Raw genomic sequence first — 14986 nt, 5'->3', positions numbered from 1 at the left:
AATTATCGACCCGTAATCGTGGTCATGACAATAAACGTTTCCATAGCTACGGCGTCGTGCCACTATATTAGCAGTAACGGGCAAGAGCCCGTTGCCCGGAAAAAGCATGGAAGCAGGATAAAGCCGATCCGCATGGGTGAAACGGTCCAGAACAATATCGAGGTCGAACTCCCCGGCCTGCTGAGAGCGATTGCTTCGGATCGAAGTGTCGAAGCATTCGAAACAGTCTTTCGATATTTCGGGCCACGCGTGCGGGTCTACATGTTACGGCAGGTGCGCGATGCACAGGCCGCCGAGGAACTGATGCAGGAAACCATGATGACGGTCTGGAACAAGGCCGCCCTCTTCGATCCGGCGCGGGGCAATGTCTCCGCCTGGATTTTCAGAATAGCCCGAAACTTGAGAATTGATGCGCATCGTCGCGACAAGCGCCCGGAATTCGACATGAACGACCCGGCCTTCGTGGCCGATGACGCGCCGCCTGCGGATGCGCAGATGGAAGAGGTTCAGGATGCCGAGCGCCTGCACCGCGCACTGGCGGAACTGCCGCCCGAGCAGCGGGACCTGCTGAAGCGCTCCTTCTTCGAAGAGAAATCCCATAGCGTCATTGCGCAGCAGCTTGGCCTTCCTATTGGCACGGTCAAATCGCGCATCCGGCTGGCATTCGCGAAACTCCGCACGGCGCTGGAGTCACGCACATGAATATTCAGCACCACATGAGCGACGAATTGCTGCTGGATTACGCATCCGGCAGCCTGGCCGAAAGCTGGAGCTTGGCCGTCGCCACGCATCTGGCGCTCTGCCCCGCTTGCCGCAAGCGTCTCGCCGCCATGGAAATGGCAGGTGGCGCGCTTCTAAGCGAGATTGGCCCAGCAGAAGAGGTTTCCGACGACCAGTGGCAATCGATGAAGGCCCGTCTTCGCGAAACACCATCGCCAAAACCAGCCACGGCTTCGTCTTCCGACGTGAGAATGTCCGTCCTGCCCGAACCCCTCCGCTCCTATGCGGGCGGTGATGTGGACAAGTTGAAATGGAAACCACTCGGCCCCGGTGCCTACCATTTCCCCATCCCGACGCGCGATGGTGAAGCGCAGGTTCGCCTGCTCCGCATCCCTGCGGGCAAGCCGGTGCCGGAACACACCCATGGCGGTCGCGAACTCACTGTTGTCCTTTCCGGCTGCTTCCGCGATGGCGACGACGTTTTCCACCGCGGCGATTTCGAAGAGGCGGATGAAGACCTGACCCACCAGCCGATCGCAGGCGAGGGGGAAGACTGCATCTGTCTCGCGGTCACGGACGCACCGCTCAAGTTCAAAAGCTGGATCGTGCGGCTGGTCCAGCCGGTTTTGGGGATTTGAGGGGTGATAGGCGTTCTCTACGCTCCCTCATTCCTGTCCTCGTGACAGGAATCCAGCCAGCCCAAGTCATTGGGCTGAAAAGACTAATCTCGCCTCGCAGACGCGAGCCAGCTGGATTCCCGTGACAGGCACGGGAATGAAGGCGGTGAAGAAGGAAACACATATGATGCAACTCCTCATCGCCTACATCACCACAGCCATCGTCTTCTTCGGCATAGACTTCATCTGGCTGTCGAAACTCGCGGTCAACTTCTACAAGCGGGAGATCGGCGGTCTCATGCTGGCAAAGCCGAATTTCGTTGCAGCAGGTATCTTCTACCTCTTCTACATTGCCGGTATCGTCTATTTCGCCGTTGCGCCCGCGCTGCGGGATGGAAATGCTGGTGAAGCACTCCTTTCCGGCGCCATCTTCGGCTTCCTCGCCTATGGCACCTACGACATGACCAACCTCTCGACCCTAAAGGGCTGGACCTGGCGTCTTTGCGTCGTGGATATCATCTGGGGCACGGTGCTGACCGGCGGTGCCGCCATTGCTGGTTTCTTCCTCACTCAGGCCTTCATCTGAACGGCGTCCACCATGCCGCGCCATTTTACGTGATAGTCCGATAATCCCGCAAGCGGCTTTACCGGATGGTAAGACTGACGTGGGGCATGGCGGGTGGCGAGAAGCGCTGCGCCCAGCGCCGTGCCGGAAGGGCTTTTTCCATCCGCGACCAGAACTTCCGCACCCGTCACGGCGGCCAGTGCGCCCGCATAAACAAGGTTCCCAGCAAAAGGCCCTTCGATGATGGCAGGTCCGGAATTCCCCACCAGATCGAGGCATGTGCCCGTCATCATCGCCGCATAGAGGCAAGCCGCGACATACCGCTCCGCATCGTCTCTTGGCTCACGTAGCCAGTACCCGGCTTTCCCCGGAAACGGCCCCGAACCATCGACTGCGCTCGGAAGATAGATGATCCCTTCCATCACGACACGCTCACACGCCCGCTCGAGCGCATCCGGCGAGACCGGACCAATGCCAGAGGTCAATATTTCGAACTCGCGCCCACCCATGAAGCGGGCCGAAGGTACAGGCTTGCCGAAAGCATCGACATTGACCAGCGTATCGCGTGCCGGGTCCAGCTTTTCCAGCGAAGCGCCGACGCCGAAACAGACGACCCATGTTCCGGTGGAAACGACGGCGAAGGAACCTTCCCGTACCATCAGATGCGGCAGCAGCGATGCATTGGAATCATGCAGGCCGCAATAGACCGGCATGTCGCTGCCAATTCCGATCTGCCCTGCAATCTCCGGCAAGACCGGCCCGAGCCTATCGAAAGCCGACCGCACCTGCGGGAACAGTCCGTCGATGCCCAGCCGTTTCGGCAGGCTCGAAAACACGCCCGCATCCGGCCGCCAAAGGTCCGTATGGCACCCGAGCGACGTAGCCTCACTGGCTTTGATGCCGGTCAGCCGATAGGCCCAATATTGCGGATAGGTGAGAATGGCCGAGACATGCGCAAAGGCATCGTGAAAAGCGCTCTTCTGATAATGCAGCTGTGCGCCAAGATTGAGCCCGATGGGCAGACCCGGTGAATAGGTTTCGCGAAAGGCTGGCCGCAATTCGGCATAATTCTTCTGGATATCCAGCGGGTAGGCATGCTCGTAATCCAGAACCGGCAGCGCCAACGCGCCCGCAGCATCGATCAGCGCGGCACTCGCACCATGGGTCGTGATCGAAATCGCCTGATAGCCGGGCGCTTGCGAGAAAGCAGTCAGCCCTTCCAGAATGAAATTCCACAGAGCGTCTATATCGTAATGCGGGTAGGGCGGGCCGCTCAGAACCCGGTTGGCGGTTCTGAGGGATGCAAGCTCCTCGCCGCTTGCGCCATCCACCACGATCAGCTTGGCGTGCGTCTTGCCGATATCGATGACGGCGACGTTGCGGATGGCTTCGCTCATGGCAGATGAAACAGCGTGACGAGATCGGTCGCGACCGGGGAATTGTCCGGGTTGCTTTCCATGATGTCGGCCATGTGCGCCCACCAGCGTTTCATCACCGGATGCTCGGGCAGCGCCGCCATGCCGTGGTTCTTGGGGCGTGTCAGCACGCCGAAGAGGATATTGGTTTCGGGGTCGAGATGGATGGAATAATCGCTCACCCCAGCCTCATGCAGCAGCGCCACCAGCTCCGGCCAGATCTCGTCATGACGCTTTTTGTACTCGGCCTGCCTGCCCGCAAAGAGCTTCATCTTGAAGGCATGTTTCTCAAGTTCCGGCATGTTTACCTCATGGCCCGCAGGCGGCGAACGACGATTGGAATGGCGATGGTGATGATCAGAAGCAGGCCGACGAAGATCGACATGACGATGCCCGGCACGTTGAGAAGCCCCAGCCCGAAGGTCACAAGCCCCATCACGAAGGCCGCAATCACCACGCCGCCTATGGTGCCGGAACCGCCAAGGATAGATACGCCGCCCAGCACCACCATCGTCACGACCTCCAGTTCCCAACCTTGCGCGATGGAAGGTCGCGTGGAGCCGAGCCGCGAGGTGAGGCAAACGGCGGCAATGCCGCTTATCAGACCCGTCAGCAAAAACAGAATGAACTTCACGCGCTCCACCGGAATGCCGGAAAAGCGGGCGGCAAAAGGATTGTTGCCGATGACATAGACCTGCCGCCCGAAATTCGTTGCATGCAGCAGGATGGCGAAGATCACCGCCATGACGACGAAGAGGACGAATTCGAAGGAGATCACCCAGAACACGTAACCCTGTCCGAAGTAAGCGAAATCCGCCGGATATTTCCCGAAGGCCTGATCGCCCAGAACCATATAGGAAATGCCGCGAAACAGGCTCATCGTGCCGATGGTGACGACGATGGAGGGCAGCTTCAGCCCGGCCACGAGAAAGCCGTTGAACGCACCGCAGGCAAGCCCGACACCGATGCCGATAGCGACCAGTCCCGGCGTTCCCACACCCATCTGCACCGCATAGCCCATGGCGGTGGAGGCAAGCGCGATAATGGCCGCCACCGAAAGATCGATTTCTCCGGCGATGATCAGCAGCGCCATGGCAAAGGCAATCAACGCCTTTTCGGTAAAGTTGAAGGTCGCGTCGGAAAGATTGAAGGCGTTGAGGAAGTAAGGCGAGGCGAAGGAATTGATGATGAAGATCAGGATCGCGACGCCCAGCAAAAGCACTTCCCAGCTTGCCATCACACGGCGGAAAGGCGTGCCGAGCTTGTCGGGAATGATGCGGGCTGTCGCTTGCGTTTCAGGGTGTACCATGCTCATGCCGCGGCCTCCTTCGTCTCTTCGGTGGCCGCTCTATCCCGCAGAATGATGCGGCCCTTCTTGGCTTCGGCCCGCGCATTGAACACCACGGCCAGCACAATGACGACGCCGGAAATCGCCATCTGCGCAAAGGGTGAAATGCCGATAACCGGCAGCGCATTCTTGATGACGCCGAGCAACAGCGCGCCCAGCACCGCACCCAGAACCGAGCCGATGCCACCCGCAATCGAAATGCCGCCGATCACATTCGCCGCGACACTATCCAGCTCGAACCCGGCTGCGATATCCACATAAGCCACCGCATAGCGCGAGACCCAGAGATAGCTCGCGAGCCCGGCCAGCGCGCCAGACAGCACGAAGGCCAGAAACCGCGTGCGCCCCACATCGATACCCGCATAGACCGCCGCACTCGGATTGCCGCCAGACGCATAGGCCGAGCGCCCGAAGGATGTGCGGCTCAAAACCAGCCAGGCACCCGCAATGATGAGGATCGCCACCCATGAAAGCACCGGCATTCCAAGGATCGGCGTTCGCGGCACGTTGAGAAAGGTCGGCGACATTTGGTGTGCATTCACCCATGCCCCGCCAGAGAGAACGAAGGCCATGCCGCGATAGATCGTTAGCGTTCCCAACGTCACCACGATGGAGGGCAGGCCTAGCCACCAGACGAGAATACCGTTGATGGACCCTAGAAACGCGCCGATGGCGACGGCCATGACGATCAGAAAGGGCAGGGGAATACCGGGAAAGGCCGCATTCGTCATCGCCACCGCCATGCCGGTAAAGGCGAGATTGGCGGCAACGGAAAGATCGATGGATTTCGTCAGGATCACCGTCATCTGGCCCAGTGCCAGAATGATCAGGATCGACGTATCGTTGAAAATATTGACGAGATTTGCCGGGCGCTCGAAGCCCGGAGAACGCAGCGAAAAGCCGATGATCAGCAAAACGATGATGCCTGCCAGCAGCCATTCGCGGTTTTTCAAAAGTGTTTTCATGGCTTAGGCCCCCCCACGCATTGCCAAATCACGCGTTTCCTGTGGCGGCGCGCACCAGCTTTTCCGGTGAAAATTCCGCCCGCTCGAACGTGCCCGCCATCAGCCCTTCGCGCATCACGATGGCGCGGTCGGACATGCCGAGAATTTCCGGCAGTTCTGATGAAATCATGATGATCGACAGCCCCTCCGCCGCCAACTCGCTGATGAAACCATGGACGGCAGCCTTGGAGCCAATATCGATGCCCTTGGTCGGCTCGTCCAGAATGATCACCTTCGGCTGCGTCGCCAGCCACTTGCCGATCACCACCTTCTGCTGGTTGCCACCAGACAGCGTGCCCACCGGCACGGACAAGGCGGCGGCGCGAAGATCGAGCCGCGAGGCATATTTGCGCGCCAGTGCAAACTCTTCCGCAGCCTTCAGAAAGCCTTTTCGCGATGTTCGGGCCAGCGAAGGCAGCGACATGTTCTGGTAAATCGGCATCTCCAGCGCCAGCCCATGACGCCCGCGCTCTTCCGGCACATAGACGATGCCCGCCCGGATCGCATCTTCCGGCGAGCGGATGGAAATCGTCTGCCCGTCCAGCGCCAGCGTGCCGGAGGCTGGCCGAGTGATGCCGAACAGCGACTGGCAAAGCTCCGAGCGCCCCGCGCCGATCAGCCCGTAGAGCCCCAGAATTTCCCCCTTGCGCAGATCGAGCGAAATGCCACGAAACTCCGTCTCATGGCTGTAATCTCGGATCGACAGCACCGTGCCGCCAATGTTCACGCTCTGCTTGGGAAAAGCATCCTTCACATCGCGACCCACCATCAACCGCACGATCTCGTTCTGCGGCGTGGCGGCAAGCTCGCCCGCACCCACCATCCGCCCATCGCGGAAGACGGCATAATTCTCGGCGATTTCGTAGACCTCATCGAATTTGTGGCTGATGAAAAGGATCGCCTTGCCCTGCCGTTTCAGGTTCTCGACAATGCGGAACAGGTCATCGATTTCCTTGCGCGACAGCGCCGCCGTCGGCTCGTCCATGATGACGATGCGCGCTTCCACCGATAGCGCGCGCGCAATCGCCACCAGATGCCGCTGCGCAATCGACAAATCCTTCAGCCGTATCGTCGGGTCGATCTTGCTTTCCAGCCGTTCCAGCAGCGCCCGCGATTTCTCGTTGATCGTCTTCCAGTCGATCAGCCCGAATTTACCCTTCGGCGCATGGCCGAGGAATATGTTTTCGCCCACCGACAACTCATCGAACAGCACCGTTTCCTGATGGATCGCCGTCACGCCCGCATCGATGGCATCCTGCGCGCTGTGAAAATTCACCGGCTGCCCATCCAGCAGGATTTCGCCCTCATTGGGCCGGTAAATGCCGGTCAGGATTTTGACCAGCGTGGATTTCCCCGCACCGTTTTCGCCGATGAGCGCCGTGACCTTGCCAGGATAGAGCCGGATGTCGACGCCATCCAGCGCTTTGACGCCGGGGAAAATCTGGCTGATGCCGCGCATTTCCAGAATGGGAGCTGAACTTCCCATTGCCTGTGCGTAAGGCGCTGTCGCATCGGTCATTTGTTCTACAGCCATCGTCATTTTCAGAAATCCAGAGGCTCACTTTGGAGTAGGTGAAGCCCACACACTCGACGTCATCCTCGGCCTGACCCGAGGATCCATCCCCGTATCCACAGCTGCGACGTCAATGGATCCTCGGGTCAAGCCCGAGGATGACGCCGAGGGTGGGGTGAGTGAGAGTGCCTCATCAACGCGGTCAGTGAGGCACTCGTCAACAATCAGAAAATCTTCGAAAACTGATCGATGTTCTTCGCATCGTAAACGAACGGATCAGCCATGGCCGCTTCGCTGTTTTCACCGACCTTGATCTTGCCCATGCGACCGGCTTCGATTTCCGAACCGGGCTTACCATCGGCATCGCCCTTCACGAGATGATAGGCGATCTGGGTGGCGGAGTAGCCGAGGTCGATCGGGTTCCAGATGGCGAATTCCTTCGTTGCACCGGACTTGATCGCGCCCGCCATTTCCGAAGGAAGCCCGAGACCCGTGACGAAGACCTGACCGATTTTGCCCGCATCCTTCACCGCCTGAGAGGCGGCCAGAACGCCGACTGTGGTCGGGGCAACGATAACCTTTACATTCGGCTGCGAGGTGAGCAGGCCCTGCGCTTCGCGGTAGCTCTTGTCGGCCAGATCGTCACCGTAAACCGTGGTTACGAGGTTGAGGCCGGGGAAGTCCTTCAGCTGCTTCTTCATCTCATCGATCCAGATATTCTGGTTCGTGGAGGTGGTGGTGGCAGACAGAATGGCGAAATCACCCTTGCCGCCTTCCAGATGGTCTGCCGCCAGCTGCAGGCACATCTTGCCGATCAGGGCGTTGGAAGAAGGGTTGAGCTGAAGAATACGGCCTTCAGGCGCTACACCCGAATCCCAGGAAATAACCTTGATGCCGCGCTGCGCGGCCTTCTTCAGGGCAGGCACGACCGCATCCGGGTCGTTGGCGGAGATGGCGATTGCATCTACGCCTTGAGCGATCAGCGAATTGATCACTTCGATCTGGCCTTCGGCGGTGGTGGTGGTCGGGCCGGTATAGATGATTTCTACGCCGCCAAGTTCTTTTGCTGCTTCCTGCGCGCCTTTATTGGCCGCCTCGAAGAAGCCGTTGCCGAGCGACTTGACGACCAGCGCGATCTTCATGTCCTTGGCCTGCGCCATGCCGCCGAAGCCTGCTACGCCGATCGCAACACTAAGGGCCAGCGCTTGTGTCAATTTTCTGCGTGTAAGTTTCATTCCCTTTTTCCTCCCGTTTGAAACTCTTCCCCCCGGTGCTCCTCAAGCAACCGAAGCGGAATCCTCCTCTGTCGGCGGTCTTCCCGCCTGCGAAGCTGTCGCCCCGGCAATGACCAGCGTCACGCCAGCGGCTTCCACCATGCGCGCCGCCTCGTCTGAAATATCCTCATCGGTAATGATGGTCGAAACCGTTTCCAGTGGCGTCAGGATGAGGCTTGAGCGTTTGCGGAACTTGGAGCTGTCGATCATCACGATCAGCTCTTCCGCCTGCCGCATCAGCTTTTGCTCGCTCTGGATCACCAGCGCGTCCGATTCCATGATGCCGAGTGCGCCCACACCCTGCGCGCCGATGAAGATGCGCCGCGCATAAAAATTACGGATCGCGTCATTCTCGAAAGGCGACAGGATCAGGCTCTGGTCGCGATAGATCGCCCCGCCCGGCACACTGACATTGCACTTGGAATGCTTCACCAGATGTTCGGCAATCGCAAACGAATTTGTCATTACCTGCAAGCGCCGCGCAGACATGTAATGCACCATCTGGAACGTCGTGGTGCCGCCATTGATGATGATGGCGTCACCCTCTTCGCAAAGGTCCACCGCCTTGCGTGCAATTGCGCGTTTCTTGTCGATATTGACCGATTCCGACACGCGGAACGGGCGTGCCGCGAGATTCCCAAGCTGCGGCGGGTGCACCGCTTCGGCTCCGCCACGCACGCGGCGCAGCTTTCCCTGAACGTGCAGAGATGCGATATCGCGCCGGATCGTCGCCTCGGACGCATCCGTCAATTCGGCAATATCCTGTACCGTCACCACAGGCTTTTCCTGTACGGCGCTTAGGATAATGCGATGGCGTTCGCTCTCGTGCATGGGGTCCTCCTGCTCGCAATCTTTCGCAAACTTCTTATGTTGTCAATCAAGAACGATCAAATTGTTTAATGTTGCGCCGCACAATGAAAAATTATGATCGTTTATGATTGACATTGCGCTTTTGAATGCGCGATACCTGCACATCAAGGGAGGCGGGTTCATTCGAAATCCGCAGCAATCGATGTGGGAGGATATCGCGATGGGACAATCCCGTCTTCTCGAAAACCGCTGGGACGATGCTTACGCGGCAAAGCTGAACGAGCCGGGAAAGCTGCTCTATCGCTCCAACCTGCTGGGCGCAGACAAGCGCATCACCAATTACGGCGGTGGCAACACCTCCGCCAAGGTACTGGAAACCGATCCGCTGACGGGCGAAAAGGTCCGCGTCATGTGGGTCAAGGGTTCCGGCGGTGATGTCGGCACCATCAAGCTGGATGGCTTTGCCACGCTCTACATGGAAAAGCTGGAAGCGCTGAAGGGCATCTACAAGGGTGTGGAAGATGAAGACCGCATGGTCGGCTTCTTGCCCCATTGCACCTTCAATCTCAACCCGCGCGCCGCCTCCATCGACACACCTTTGCATGGTTTCGTCCCTTTCGATCATGTCGATCACATGCACCCGGATGCGATCATCGCCATCGCCGCTTCGAAGAATTCGAAGGAACTGACGCAACAGATTTTCGGTGAGGACATCGGCTGGCTACCATGGCGTCGCCCCGGCTTCCAGCTGGGTCTCGATCTCGAAGCCTTCGTGAAAGCCAACCCCAACGCCAAGGGCGTCGTGCTGGAAAGCCACGGCCTCTTCACCTGGGATAATGACGCGAAAAAGTGCTACGAACTGACGCTCGCCATCATCAACAAGGCCATAGAGTGGTTTGCCAGGGAAACCGAAGGCAAGACCATCTTCGGCGGTGCTGTCGCCAAGACGTTGCCGCAGGAAGAGCGCCGCGCCATCGCCGCCCGCCTGATGCCGGAAATCCGTGGCCGCATTGGCCGCGATGAGCGCAAGCTCGGCCATTTCGATGATCAGGATGCCGTGCTGGAATTCGTCAACTCCGCGCAGTTGAAACCGCTAGGCAGCCTCGGCACCTCCTGCCCGGACCACTTTCTGCGCACCAAAATCCGCCCGCTGATCCTCGATCTCGACACATCCAAGCCGGATGTGGATGCGCTGCTCGCCGGTCTGGACAAGGCGCTGGAGGACTACCGCGCCGATTACACTCGCTATTACGAGAGTTGCAAACACGATAATTCGCCGAAAATCCGCGATCCTAATCCCGTCATCTTCCTCATCCCCGGCGTTGGCATGTTCTCCTTCGCCAAGGACAAGGCGACGGCCCGCATCGCCGGTGAGTTCTACGTCAACGCCATCAACGTCATGCGTGGCGCTTCCACCGTGTCCGAATATCAGGGCCTTCCCGAACAGGAAGCTTTCGATATCGAATACTGGCTGCTGGAAGAGGCGAAGCTTCAACGTATGCCCAAGCCCAAGAGCCTCGCAGGCCGCGTCGCCTTCATCACCGGCGGTGCCGGTGGCATCGGTCGCGCCACGGCGGAGCGCTTGGCAAGCGAAGGCGCCTGCGTCGTGCTGGCCGATATCGATGAGGGCGCTCTGGAAACGACCAAGGGCGATTTCGAAAAGCGTTACAGCACCGATGCCGTCCGCACCGTGAAGCTGGACGTGACCAAGGAAGATGCGGTCCTTTCCGCATTCACCGAGGCCAGCGTCGAATTCGGCGGCGTCGATATCCTCGTCTCCAACGCAGGCATCGCCTCATCCGCGCCGGTGGAAGATACCACGCTTGCCATGTGGAACAAGAATATCGACATTCTCGCGACAGGTTATTTCCTCGTCTCGCGCGAAGCCTTCCGCCTGTTCCGCCGCCAGAAGCTCGGCGGCAACGTCGTCTTCGTTGCCTCCAAGAACGGCCTTGCTTCTTCGCCCAACGCATCCGCCTATTGCACGGCAAAGGCCGCGGAAATCCATCTCGCCCGCTGCCTCGCACTGGAAGGCGCAGACGCCGGCATCCGCGTCAACACGGTCAACCCGGATGCGGTTCTGCGTGGCTCGAAAATCTGGAACGGCGAGTGGCGCGAGCAGCGTGCGGCGTCCTCTAAGATCGAGGTGGACGATCTCGAGGAACATTACCGCAAGCGCTCCATGCTGAAGCTGAACGTGTTCCCGGAGGATATAGCGGAGGCGATCTACTTCCTGGCCTCGGACGTATCGGCAAAGTCTACCGGCAATATTATCAATGTCGATGCGGGGAATGCGCAGAGCTTTACGCGGTGAGGGAGAGTGGCGGAGACCATTCCTCCACCCGTCATCCTCGGGCTTGACCCGAGGATCCATCCAAGCCTACCCAATCCATCGGTAGTGGATCCTCGGGTCAAGCCCGAGGATGACGGCAACGGGGAGCGGAGTAAGTGTCTACTTACGCAGAATAACCCAAATCGCATGAATGATGCCGGGCAGATAGCCGCACAGCGTCAAAAGAATATTGAGCCAGAAATGAAGACCGAGGCCAACCTGCAAAAACACGCCGACCGGCGGCAGGATGATGGCGAGAAGAATGCGAATGACGTCCACGATTGATAATCCCGTCTGATTGTTACCGTGCCAGTAACGTGAAGAGGGCGGGAATGGTTCAATGACAGCGTGGAGCAAAGGGAGGAAGAGATGACGGAATTGAGGATTGCGGCGGATATCGTCGCCCACGAAAACGAACAGCGTGAAAAAGCCCACAGCGCGGATTACGCGGCGCTGGGCGAGCACCTGTCCCGCCGCAACATCGATATAGATGCGATCACACGCAAAGTCTCCGAATTCTTCGTCGCGGTCCCGTCCTGGGGCGTCGGCACCGGCGGCACGCGCTTTGCCCGCTTCCCCGGTAAAGGCGAGCCACGCGGCATTTTCGACAAGCTGGATGATTGCGCCGTCATCAACCAACTGACCGCCGCAACACCCACCGTCTCGCTCCATATTCCATGGGACAAGCAAGACCCGGCGCGCCTAAAGTCGCACGCAAGCGCGCTCGGCCTCGGCTTCGACGCCATGAATTCCAACACCTTTTCGGACAGCGCGGACCAGAAGCATTCCTACAAATACGGCTCGCTCAGCCACACCGATGCCGCCACGCGCCAACAGGCGGTCGAACATAACATCGAATGTATCGAGATCGGCAACGCGCTTGGCTCGAAAGCACTGACCGTGTGGATCGGCGATGGCTCCAACTTCCCCGGCCAGAGCAATTTCACCAGAAGCTTCGAGCGCTATCTCGATGGCATGGCGCAAATCTACAAGGCGCTGCCGGATGACTGGCGCATCTTCTCCGAACACAAGATGTACGAGCCTGCCTTCTACTCGACGGTGGTGCAGGATTGGGGCACGAACTACCTCATCGCCAACACGCTCGGCGAAAAGGCCTTCTGCCTCGTAGATCTCGGCCACCACGCGCCCAACACCAACATCGAAATGATCGTCGCCCGCCTCATCCAGTTCGGCAAGCTCGGCGGTTTTCATTTCAACGACAGCAAATATGGCGACGACGATCTGGATGCGGGCGCAATCGAACCCTACCGCCTCTTCCTCGTCTTCAATGAGCTGGTGGATGCGGACCATCGCGGCGTAAAAGGCTTCCACCCCGCCCACATGATCGACCAGTCACACAACGTGACCGACCCTATCGAAAGCCTGATCTCCAGCGCCAACGAAATCCGCCGCGCCTACGCTCAAGCCCTGCTGGTGGACCGCACCGCGCTTGAAAGCTTCCAGCAGGAAAACGATGCCCTCATGGCATCCGACACACTGAAACGCGCGTACCGAACCGACGTGGAACCCATTTTGGCCGAAGCCCGCAAACGCGCCAACGCCGCCATAGACCCCATCGCCACCTACCGCGCCAGCGGCTACCGCGCAAAGGTCGCTTCCGAGCGCCCCGAATCCAAGGCTGGCAGCGGCGGCATCATCTAAACCTTGGTAAGATGCACGCTACGATAACCCCACCCACCGTCGTCCTCGGGTTTGACCCGAGGATCCACGAACCACGCAGCTATGGACATTCATCTCGGGCGAGAATGACGTCGAACTCGCGTCAAAACCATTAACAAACCAGCATGCGAACCGATGCGCCTTCACCCTTCTGTAACCAAATATGTCTGCCGGTAAGAGATTGTGAGTTTCGCCCCACCATCTCCACATTCACGTCTATGTTAGCGCTCATGAGAAAGCCGATAGACAAAGCCGGACTGATCTTCGTCGCACTCTTATGCGTCCTGATCGGCCTCGTCCTGAGCATCGTCCTCTTCGACGACAAAATCCAACTCGCGCCCCAGACGCAGGATGGCTCGCTGATACCGAGAACGGTGCCACAGCAGCAGTAATTTAGTAATCGACTACATTACTGGAATGCCACCAACCCGTTGATGCCTTCAACGCACTTCGGCCTCCGTTAGAGGGTCCGGTCGACTTACATGCATGATGGTTGGTGAATAATATGCCTTCGGGTAGAGCCCAGGTAGTTCCTCTACTATACCGAGTTCGATTAGTTTATCGATTGTTCCCTTTGCTGCTGCATAGGTCACGTTTAGTTTCTCTGCTGCTTCACTAACTGTAATCACAGGTCTCTCAAAAAGAGAATCGATTATAATCAACGGATTTGAAGAGCGACTGGATTTGGATGCGAGTGCTCTAAAGTTTTCATGGAGTGAGATAATTCGATCGATAGCGACGATAACGCTGGTGCATGTTTCGCAAATACGTTCGCAAAAAAAGTGAATCCAAGACGCCCATTCGCCTTTTGCTGAGACATTGAACATTCTGTCTATATATTCATCTTTATGATGCTCCATCGCGGGGCTAATATATAAGATTGGCATGTCTAGCAGACCATTATGCACGGCCATCAGTGAAATGAGCATTCTACCCATTCTTCCATTGCCGTCAGCAAACGGATGAATGGCTTCTATTTGATAATGAACGAGCGCTAAATCGATAAGTTTTTTGAAAGCAGATGCTTCCGTATCTCGATTAAGATAGGCTTCAAGGTCATCCATGCATTTTTGAGTTTCTGCTGGCGGTGGAGGGACATACCGAGCGCCGTCAATAGTACGGCCGCCAATCCAGTTTTGATCCCTTTTATATTCTCCCGGTCGCTTTTGCGCGCCACGAGTAGAACTGAGTCCACTTAAAAGAATTTCATGGCCTTTTTTTATTACTCGGTGAGAGATAGGAAGGGATGCTAACATCTCAAGCGAGGCATTCAACGCGTTTAGATAGTTAACTACTTCTCTTGTAGAGTCGTCGCTGTCTGTTTCCAGACCCGCTTCCGCTAGGAGTAGATGACTGTCCGTGGTGAAGGTTCCTTCCATCGCTGATGATGTGAGCGCTTCGTTTCGCTGTAAAGGGCGGACAAGAATGTAAGGGTTGGTGAGACGCCTACATGCGCCTTTCAATTCGCCCAATTTTTGAAGCGCTTCTCCGACGCATGTTGCAATAGTCGCAAAATCCAACGGAGGAGGGAGAGGTGCAGGGACAAACGCATACTGGTTCTGGATAGTCGGGACCAAGATACCTGTTTCGTTAGATGTAAACGATGAACGGTGCATTTATAGCTTCCTATAAGGTTTGAACCAACCTTATAGCAAAATCGGGTTTAGCTATAAAGTGAGAATGAGACCTTATAGCTGTCGAATCAGCA

General features: G+C 57.8%; 15 protein-coding genes. 6 read left to right on the top strand and 9 right to left on the bottom strand.

What is annotated here, in order from left to right:
- Positions 1-132 precede the first annotated feature (132 nt).
- From CFBP5473_RS13835 to CFBP5473_RS13825, 3 genes are all read left to right on the top strand, one after another.
- On the top strand, positions 133-702 hold the full coding sequence (locus CFBP5473_RS13835; protein WP_051441311.1) for a sigma-70 family RNA polymerase sigma factor: 570 nt from the start codon (positions 133-135) through the stop codon (positions 700-702).
- On the top strand, positions 699-1358 hold the full coding sequence (locus CFBP5473_RS13830; RefSeq protein ID WP_027675996.1) for a ChrR family anti-sigma-E factor: 660 nt from the start codon (positions 699-701) through the stop codon (positions 1356-1358). Before CFBP5473_RS13835 ends, CFBP5473_RS13830 begins: the two co-directional genes overlap by 4 nt.
- Before the next feature lie 163 nt (positions 1359-1521).
- Positions 1522-1923: a DUF2177 family protein gene (locus tag CFBP5473_RS13825; RefSeq protein ID WP_328703241.1), complete on the top strand. Its 402-nt coding sequence runs from the start codon at positions 1522-1524 to the stop codon at positions 1921-1923.
- Here the strand turns inward: CFBP5473_RS13825 and CFBP5473_RS13820 are convergent.
- From CFBP5473_RS13820 to CFBP5473_RS13790, 7 genes are all read right to left on the bottom strand, one after another.
- A complete protein-coding gene (locus tag CFBP5473_RS13820) occupies positions 1908-3299 on the bottom strand; it encodes an FGGY-family carbohydrate kinase (protein WP_027675998.1) in 1392 nt (463 codons plus the stop codon). The genes CFBP5473_RS13825 and CFBP5473_RS13820 overlap by 16 nt on opposite strands.
- Complete coding sequence (gene rhaM / locus CFBP5473_RS13815) at positions 3296-3619, bottom strand: L-rhamnose mutarotase (RefSeq protein WP_027675999.1); 324 nt, start codon at positions 3617-3619, stop codon at positions 3296-3298. The genes CFBP5473_RS13820 and rhaM overlap by 4 nt, the downstream gene beginning before the upstream one ends.
- 2 nt (positions 3620-3621) lie before the next feature.
- Positions 3622-4626, bottom strand: coding sequence for an ABC transporter permease (locus tag CFBP5473_RS13810; RefSeq protein WP_106389425.1), 1005 nt, complete (start codon positions 4624-4626; stop codon positions 3622-3624).
- A 2-nt stretch (positions 4627-4628) separates the two neighbouring features.
- Entirely contained in the window at positions 4629-5630 is a 1002-nt protein-coding gene (locus CFBP5473_RS13805) for an ABC transporter permease (protein WP_027676001.1), read from the bottom strand.
- 28 nt (positions 5631-5658) lie between these two features.
- Positions 5659-7188, bottom strand: coding sequence for a sugar ABC transporter ATP-binding protein (locus CFBP5473_RS13800; RefSeq protein ID WP_027676002.1), 1530 nt, complete (start codon positions 7186-7188; stop codon positions 5659-5661).
- A gap of 218 nt (positions 7189-7406) precedes the next feature.
- Positions 7407-8417 carry a rhamnose ABC transporter substrate-binding protein gene (gene rhaS / locus CFBP5473_RS13795; RefSeq protein ID WP_027676003.1) on the bottom strand — a complete coding sequence of 337 codons (1011 nt, stop codon included), beginning with the start codon at positions 8415-8417 and terminating at the stop codon, positions 7407-7409.
- Positions 8418-8459: 42 nt separating this feature from the next.
- Positions 8460-9287: a DeoR/GlpR family DNA-binding transcription regulator gene (locus CFBP5473_RS13790; RefSeq protein ID WP_027676004.1), complete on the bottom strand. Its 828-nt coding sequence runs from the start codon at positions 9285-9287 to the stop codon at positions 8460-8462.
- Positions 9288-9486: 199 nt separating this feature from the next.
- On the opposite strand from CFBP5473_RS13790, the gene CFBP5473_RS13785 reads away from it, so the two are divergent.
- Positions 9487-11580, top strand: a complete 2094-nt coding sequence (locus tag CFBP5473_RS13785) for a bifunctional rhamnulose-1-phosphate aldolase/short-chain dehydrogenase (RefSeq protein ID WP_037171167.1) — start codon at positions 9487-9489, stop codon at positions 11578-11580.
- Positions 11581-11718: 138 nt separating this feature from the next.
- On the opposite strand, the gene CFBP5473_RS13780 is transcribed toward CFBP5473_RS13785, so the two are convergent.
- Positions 11719-11877, bottom strand: coding sequence for a YqaE/Pmp3 family membrane protein (locus CFBP5473_RS13780; protein ID WP_037171141.1), 159 nt, complete (start codon positions 11875-11877; stop codon positions 11719-11721).
- Positions 11878-11967: 90 nt separating this feature from the next.
- Between CFBP5473_RS13780 and rhaI the strand changes: the two genes are divergently transcribed.
- Together rhaI and CFBP5473_RS25090 are read left to right on the top strand one after the other, a co-directional pair.
- The gene (gene rhaI, locus CFBP5473_RS13775; RefSeq protein ID WP_027676006.1) at positions 11968-13260 is read left to right on the top strand and encodes an L-rhamnose catabolism isomerase; all 1293 of its coding nucleotides are present in this window, start codon (positions 11968-11970) and stop codon (positions 13258-13260) included.
- Between the two features lie 248 nt (positions 13261-13508).
- Positions 13509-13670, top strand: coding sequence for a hypothetical protein (locus CFBP5473_RS25090; RefSeq protein WP_157835804.1), 162 nt, complete (start codon positions 13509-13511; stop codon positions 13668-13670).
- Positions 13671-13718: 48 nt separating this feature from the next.
- Here the strand turns inward: CFBP5473_RS25090 and CFBP5473_RS13770 are convergent, their stop codons facing one another.
- Positions 13719-14894, bottom strand: a complete 1176-nt coding sequence (locus CFBP5473_RS13770; RefSeq protein WP_084631690.1) for a Fic family protein — start codon at positions 14892-14894, stop codon at positions 13719-13721.
- Positions 14895-14986 lie beyond the last annotated feature (92 nt).

Source organism: Agrobacterium larrymoorei, from assembly GCF_005145045.1.
Classification (GTDB): domain Bacteria; phylum Pseudomonadota; class Alphaproteobacteria; order Rhizobiales; family Rhizobiaceae; genus Agrobacterium; species Agrobacterium larrymoorei.
This window is presented reverse-complemented; position numbering and strand designations above follow the sequence as displayed.

Coding starts and splice junctions, on each gene's coding strand:
- CFBP5473_RS13785 (WP_037171167.1), top strand. CDS start 9,487: ATGGGACAATCCCGTCTTCTCGAAAACCGCTGGGACGATGCTTACGCG.
- CFBP5473_RS13835 (WP_051441311.1), top strand. CDS start 133: ATGGGTGAAACGGTCCAGAACAATATCGAGGTCGAACTCCCCGGCCTG.
- CFBP5473_RS13825 (WP_328703241.1), top strand. CDS start 1,522: ATGATGCAACTCCTCATCGCCTACATCACCACAGCCATCGTCTTCTTC.
- CFBP5473_RS13770 (WP_084631690.1), bottom strand. CDS start 14,894: ATGCACCGTTCATCGTTTACATCTAACGAAACAGGTATCTTGGTCCCG.
- CFBP5473_RS13800 (WP_027676002.1), bottom strand. CDS start 7,188: ATGACCGATGCGACAGCGCCTTACGCACAGGCAATGGGAAGTTCAGCT.
- rhaM (WP_027675999.1), bottom strand. CDS start 3,619: ATGCCGGAACTTGAGAAACATGCCTTCAAGATGAAGCTCTTTGCGGGC.
- CFBP5473_RS25090 (WP_157835804.1), top strand. CDS start 13,509: ATGAGAAAGCCGATAGACAAAGCCGGACTGATCTTCGTCGCACTCTTA.
- CFBP5473_RS13790 (WP_027676004.1), bottom strand. CDS start 9,287: ATGCACGAGAGCGAACGCCATCGCATTATCCTAAGCGCCGTACAGGAA.
- CFBP5473_RS13805 (WP_027676001.1), bottom strand. CDS start 5,630: ATGAAAACACTTTTGAAAAACCGCGAATGGCTGCTGGCAGGCATCATC.
- rhaS (WP_027676003.1), bottom strand. CDS start 8,417: ATGAAACTTACACGCAGAAAATTGACACAAGCGCTGGCCCTTAGTGTT.
- CFBP5473_RS13820 (WP_027675998.1), bottom strand. CDS start 3,299: ATGAGCGAAGCCATCCGCAACGTCGCCGTCATCGATATCGGCAAGACG.
- rhaI (WP_027676006.1), top strand. CDS start 11,968: ATGACGGAATTGAGGATTGCGGCGGATATCGTCGCCCACGAAAACGAA.
- CFBP5473_RS13810 (WP_106389425.1), bottom strand. CDS start 4,626: ATGGTACACCCTGAAACGCAAGCGACAGCCCGCATCATTCCCGACAAG.
- CFBP5473_RS13830 (WP_027675996.1), top strand. CDS start 699: ATGAATATTCAGCACCACATGAGCGACGAATTGCTGCTGGATTACGCA.